At 65.7% G+C, this 461-nt stretch carries 1 protein-coding gene; it reads left to right on the top strand.

Annotated elements, in window-relative coordinates:
* Positions 1-247, top strand: a 247-nt coding sequence (locus tag WFH44_RS21350) for an SRPBCC family protein (RefSeq protein ID WP_336716654.1), incomplete at its 5' end; no start/stop codon positions are given.
* Between the last annotated feature and the right edge of the window lie 214 nt (positions 248-461).

Below are 461 nucleotides of genomic sequence, written 5' to 3'. Positions count from 1 at the left end.
CTCGGTGGAACTGTTCCACCGGGTGAACATGCAGGACTTCGACGCCTGCGAACGCTGCCAGCCGGCGATGGCCTCCAAGGTCTACTCCAAGGGCGGCGTGCTCGTCCCCAGTGAGCACCACATCAGTGCCTTCCACCAGTGGGTACACGGCAAGGTCGGCGACGTCCAGCGCACCGGCGAAGACCTGCTCGGCCTCACCCCGGACACCGCACCCCTGGAAGAACGCGCCCGGACCGTCGTGGGCTAAGACCTATCCGGCGGACCGCCAACGATTCCCACCGGCTGCCCGGCCCGCTTGATGACTTCAGGCGGGCCGGGCAGCCGCCAGCCAACAGAATTTCCCCGGGTATGAAAGGAACTGCCCCCAGCATGGTTCATAAGGTCAAGGCCGTTGTTGCCAAAGAGAAGAATGCCCCGGTCAGCATCGAGACGATCCTCGTCCCGGACCCGGGCCCGGGCGA

The organism is Arthrobacter sp. USHLN218 (genome assembly GCF_037144715.1).
GTDB lineage: Bacteria > Actinomycetota > Actinomycetes > Actinomycetales > Micrococcaceae > Crystallibacter.
This window is presented reverse-complemented; position numbering and strand designations above follow the sequence as displayed.